Annotated in this window: 5 protein-coding genes; all 5 read left to right on the top strand. The window is 31.3% G+C overall.

The features are described 5' to 3' along the window. Positions 1 to 730, top strand: a 730-nt coding sequence (locus ABWO04_RS09535; RefSeq protein ID WP_353079494.1) for a TrmH family RNA methyltransferase, incomplete at its 5' end; no start/stop codon positions are given. Positions 731 to 854: 124 nt separating this feature from the next. Beyond that, entirely contained in the window at positions 855 to 2384 is a 1530-nt protein-coding gene (locus ABWO04_RS09530; RefSeq protein ID WP_353079493.1) for a serine hydrolase, read from the top strand. A gap of 152 nt (positions 2385 to 2536) precedes the next feature. Further along, a complete protein-coding gene (locus ABWO04_RS09525) occupies positions 2537 to 4756 on the top strand; it encodes a RelA/SpoT family protein (protein WP_353079492.1) in 2220 nt (739 codons plus the stop codon). A gap of 106 nt (positions 4757 to 4862) precedes the next feature. Beyond that, positions 4863 to 5300: a Fur family transcriptional regulator gene (locus tag ABWO04_RS09520; RefSeq protein ID WP_291242725.1), complete on the top strand. Its 438-nt coding sequence runs from the start codon at positions 4863 to 4865 to the stop codon at positions 5298 to 5300. Between the two features lie 56 nt (positions 5301 to 5356). Beyond that, positions 5357 to 5689: adenylosuccinate synthetase (locus ABWO04_RS09515; protein ID WP_353079491.1), on the top strand; the 333-nt coding region annotated here is incomplete at its 3' end.

The following is a 5689-nucleotide window of genomic DNA, read 5'->3' as shown; positions in this document are numbered from 1 at the left end:
CAAAGCCAAAGCACGAAAACAATCGGGAACGTTTATTATTGAAGGACAACGTGAAATTGAATTGGCTTTAAAAGGCGGCTATGAAATAGAAACATTACTTTTTTGTCCAGAATTATCTGGAAAATCTGAAAATCTGAAAATTCAAATAGCAGAACATCAAAAAATAGAAATTTCTAAAGAAGTCTATCAAAAACTGGCTTATCGCGATACAACAGAAGGAATTATCGCTATTGCGAAATCGAAATCATTACAATTATCCGATTTAAAATTATCTAAAAACCCTTTAATTTTAGTCGCAGAAGGATTAGAAAAACCAGGAAATTTAGGTGCTTTATTACGAACCGCCGATGCAGCTAATATTGATGCTGTGATTATAGCCAATCCAAAATCGGATATGTATAATCCAAACATTGTACGTTCAAGTGTGGGTTGTTTATTTACAAGACAAATTGCTGTGGCGACTTCAGAGGAAGCAATTGCTTATTTAAAAGAAAACAACATAAATATTTATTGTGCGACATTACAAGATTCAGCCACGTATCACACACAAAATTATAACGAACCAACCGCTTTAGTTGTAGGAACAGAAGCCACAGGAATAACTGAAGTTTGGCGACAAAATTCAACCAAAAACATCAACATTCCTATGCAAGGTAGTATCGATTCTATGAATGTTTCGGTAGCGGCGGCTATTTTACTATTCGAAGCCAAAAGACAACGTGGGTTTTAATGAGACAATTATCAATTAGTTAATGTGCCAATAAAAACAACACAGATGAAAGAAATTATATAAATTTTAATAATTCCTTAAATCTGTGTTCCAAAATAAAACAACAAACCAAAAACATCATAAAATGAAAAAAATAATATTAATCTCACTTCTAACAACGTTAACTGCTTTTTCTCAAATAACTGAAAAACAAATTGATGAAGTAGCAGAAAATACACTAAAAGCATTTAACGTTCCTGGAGTTGCAGTTGCGGTGGTAAAAGACGGGAAAATCATTCACAGTAAAGGATACGGAGTAAAATCCATACTTAAAAAAGATAAAGTAGATGGAAACACGCTTTTCGGTGTAGCTTCCAATAGTAAAGCATTTACAACAGCTGCGATTGCGATGTTAGTTGACGAAGGAAAAATGAATTGGGATGATAAAGTCGTAAAATACTTACCTAATTTTAAAATGTATAACGACTATGTTACGAATGAATTCACAGTTCGTGACTTAGTAACTCATAGAAGTGGATTGGGATTAGGTGCTGGCGATTTAATGATTTGGCCTGACGGAAGTAATTTTAAACCAAAAGATATTGTTGAAAATTTACAATTTTTAAAACCTGTTTCAGCTTTTAGAACCAAATATGATTATGATAATTTATTGTATATTGTTGCAGGTGAAGTAATTGAAAAAGTAAGCGGGTTATCTTGGTGTGATTTTATTGAAAACAGAATTATGAAACCTCTTGAAATGAATAATAGTGCCGGATCTTTTTTACGATTAAAAGACACTACAAATATCATTGATCCACACGTACCAACAGATGGAAAATTAAAAGTGATTTCGCGTTACAAAAATCAAAGTTTTGATGCAGCTGCAGGAATTTATTCTTCTGTAAACGATATGAGTAAATGGATGATTATGCAATTGCAACAAGGAAAATATGGTGCAGAAAAACAATATAAATTATTCTCAGAAGCACAACATAACGAAATGTGGCAATTACAAACCATCATTCCAGCGAAAACAAGAGAACCTTATTTTACTCATTTTTCTGGTTATGGATTGGGTTGGTTTTTAAGCGATGTAAAAGGTTACAAACAAGTGACTCATACAGGAGGATTAGAAGGAATTGTTACGCAAGTTACGCTTATTCCAGAATTAAATTTAGGAATTGTTGTGCTTACAAATCAGCAATCGGGAGCGGCGTTTAATGCTATAACAAATACTATAAAAGATGCTTATTTAAAAATTGAGTACAAAGATTATGTGAAAATTTTTAGTGACCGAGAAAAAAATAATATTGCAGAAGCAGACAAAGTAACCAATGAAGTTTGGGCAAAAATAGCCGAAAATCAAAAAAATAAAGTCAAAGTTGAGGCGAAAAATTTCACGGGAACTTATAAAGATAATTGGTTTGGAAACATCACCATTTCTGAGAAAAAAGGGAAAATGTATTTCAATTCAGAACGTTCGCCACAATTGGCTGGTGAAATTTTCTTTTACAAAGACAATACATTTGCCGTAAAATGGTTCAATCGCAGCTTTAATGCCGATGCTTTAATTACGTTTTCGGAAAATAATACAAATATTAAAATGGCTGCAATTTCAGAATTAACTGATTTTAGCTACGACTTTCAAGATTTAGATTTTGTTAAGAAATGATAAAAATAACACAGATTTAAAAAATTATTATAATTTATAAAATTTCTTAAATCTGTGTTTTAAAAATTTAAGTCCACCAACCCTAATTTTTTAAAAATCTTTTTTGATATCTAAATTTTAAACACTATTTTTATATTCTACAAAAATTGAATATGACAGAGATAGATTTAGAGGCCGAAAACAAAGCTATTGCCCAAGAATATAAAGAGTTACTACGTATTAGTTATCAAAGCTTAACAGCCGATGATAAAAAAATAATTCGTAAGGCTTTTGATGTGGCAGTAGAAGCGCATAAAGATCAAAGAAGAAAATCTGGTGAAGCCTATATTTTTCACCCTATTGCTGTTGCAAAAATTGTAGCCTCACAAATTGGTTTAGGTTCAACAGGTATTGCCTCTGCCCTACTTCACGATGTGGTAGAAGATACAGACATTACTATTTCTGACATTGAAAAAATGTTTAATCCTAAAATTGCTAAAATTGTTGAAGGATTAACTAAAATTCCAAAAGTAAAAAACGACCAAGAAATTTCGCTTCAAGCAGAAAATTTCAGAAAAATGCTGCTCACGCTAAATGATGACGTAAGGGTAATTTTAATTAAACTTGCCGATAGATTGCACAATATGCAAACTATGGACGGAATGTCTGACTATAAACAAGCGAAAATTGCATCGGAAACCTTATATATTTACGCCCCATTAGCACATCGCTTAGGACTTTATAATATCAAAACCCAATTAGAAGATTTAGGTTTAAAGTACACTGAACCTGAAGTGTATTCTGATATTGTAAGCAAAATTAAAGAAACCAAAGAAGAACAAGACGCGTATATAAAATCCATTTCTGAAATCCTTAGTCAATCAATGGCCAATGAAGGTATTGATTTCGTTATAAAAGGACGACCAAAATCGATTTATTCAATTCGCAGAAAAATGAAAGTGCAAGGCGTAACTTTTGATGAAGTGTACGATAAATTTGCGCTTAGAATTATTTACAAATCGAATCTTCACGATGAAAAATTCATAGCTTGGAAAATTTATTCTGTAGTTACAGACCATTACAGACCAAGTCCAAGTCGTTTACGTGATTGGATTTCTTCTCCAAAATCTACTGGTTACGAAGCGTTACACATTACTGTAATGGGACCATTAGGGCGTTGGGTGGAAATTCAAGTTCGAAGTGAACGAATGGACGAAATTGCAGAAAAAGGCTATGCTGCACATTACAAATACAAAAACGGAGCAACCGAAGAAAATAGTTTGGAAATTTGGTTAAACCAACTTAAAGAAGCACTTGAAAATTCAAACAATAATGCCGTTGATTTTGTAGAAGATTTTAAACTGAATTTATATGCAAAAGAAATATATATTTTCACACCAAAAGGTGAAATAAAATCGTTACCAAAAGGGGCTACATCACTCGATTTTGCATTCAGTATTCACTCGGAAATTGGTGTAAAAACTAGAGGAACAAAAGTAAATGGTAAATTAGTACCTCTAAATCATATATTAAATAGTGGGGATCAAGTTGAAATTATAACTTCGCAAAATCAAAAACCAACGATTCAATGGTTAGAATATGTAACTACTTCACGTGCCAAAAATAAAATTAAGAATGTTTTAAACGAGGACATCAAAAAAATTGGCGAAGAAGGCCGAGAAATTTTAACTCGAAAATTACGCCATTTAAAAATTACTTTAAATGAGAAATCAATTAATGAATTGGTCAATTATTTCAAATTAAAAACCAGTTTAGATTTGTTTTACAGAGTAGGTGTTGGTGCTATTGAAAATCAGCAATTACGTGATTATGCGGCACAAAAAAGCAATACTTTAGTCAACTTTTTTAAGAAAACCATTAAAAGAAGCGCCAGTTCTTCTGATGAAAAAAATCAGAAAAATAAGGCTAATGAAAAACTCGACCTATTGGTTTTTGGAACCGAACAAAGTAAATTAGAATATAAATTTTCTCCTTGTTGTAATCCTATTCCTGGCGACCTTGTTTTTGGTTTTGTAACCATTAACGAAGGAATAAAAGTGCATAAAATGGACTGCCCGAATGCCATAAGTTTACAATCTAATTTTGCATATCGAATTGTTCAAGCCAAATGGATAGACTCTACTCAGGAAGAATTTAATGCCGTTTTAAAAATTACTGGAATGGATGTTATGGGATTAACCAATCAACTTACTAAAGTCATTTCAAATCAAATGCACGTGAACATTCAAAGCATTAATTTAAGCTCAGAAGCTGGCATTTTTAAAGGTCAAATTACAGTTATGGTTCAGAATAATGTGATTCTTAAAAAGTTAATTGAAAATATCAAAACTGTGGATGGCATTGATAAAGTGACAAGGGTATATAATACATAAAATTAAAAATTAAGGGATTTTTATATTTATCAATTAGTTAGTTCTTTTTTTTACTTTTCACTAATCACTTTTTACTATATTTGCATTTCTTTCATTTAAACTTAAAATGGATAACAACCAAAACCAAGAAACGGTAAAAAACGTTTTTACAAAATACCTTGAAGAAAAAGGACATCGCAAAACGCCTGAACGTTATGCTATACTTCAAGAAATATACGAAAATCAAGAACATTTTGATATCGAATCCTTGTATATTAAAATGAAGAACAAAAATTATCGTGTTTCTCGTGCTACTTTATACAATACTATCGAATTATTATTAGATTGTAAATTAGTTCGTCGTCATCAATTTGGACAAAATCAAGCACATTATGAAAAGTCATATTTTGACAAGCAACACGACCATATTATTTTAACGGATACAGGAGAAGTAATTGAATTTTGCGACCCACGTATTCAGCAAATAAAACAAACAATGGAAGAAATGTTTGGAATTAATATAGAAACACATTCCTTATATTTTTACGGAACAAAAAAGAAATAAAAATACAGACTAATTAATTTTGTCTATTCAATGCAAACAACACAAACAACAACACAATGAATGTAGATTTACTACTTGGATTACAATGGGGTGACGAAGGAAAAGGAAAAATCGTCGATGTATTAACTTCAAAATACGATATTATTGCGCGTTTTCAAGGCGGTCCAAATGCAGGACACACTCTTGAATTTGATGGAATTAAACACGTTTTAAGAACTATTCCTTCTGGAATTTTTCATAAAAACAATGTAAATATCATTGGAAATGGCGTGGTAATGGATCCTGTGGTTTTTCAAACAGAAATTAAAGGATTAGAAAAATTTAATTTGGATGTTAAATCAAAATTATTTTTATCAAGAAAAGCGCATTTAATTTTACCTACACATCGT

This window comes from Flavobacterium sp. (assembly GCF_040382755.1).
Taxonomy (GTDB): Bacteria; Bacteroidota; Bacteroidia; order Flavobacteriales; family Flavobacteriaceae; genus Flavobacterium.
This window is presented reverse-complemented; position numbering and strand designations above follow the sequence as displayed.

What these genes read in the sequence shown, in the direction of transcription:
- ABWO04_RS09530 (WP_353079493.1), top strand. Translation starts at nt 855, where the DNA reads ATGAAAAAAATAATATTAATCTCACTTCTAACAACGTTAACTGCTTTT.
- ABWO04_RS09525 (WP_353079492.1), top strand. Translation starts at nt 2,537, where the DNA reads ATGACAGAGATAGATTTAGAGGCCGAAAACAAAGCTATTGCCCAAGAA.
- ABWO04_RS09520 (WP_291242725.1), top strand. Translation starts at nt 4,863, where the DNA reads ATGGATAACAACCAAAACCAAGAAACGGTAAAAAACGTTTTTACAAAA.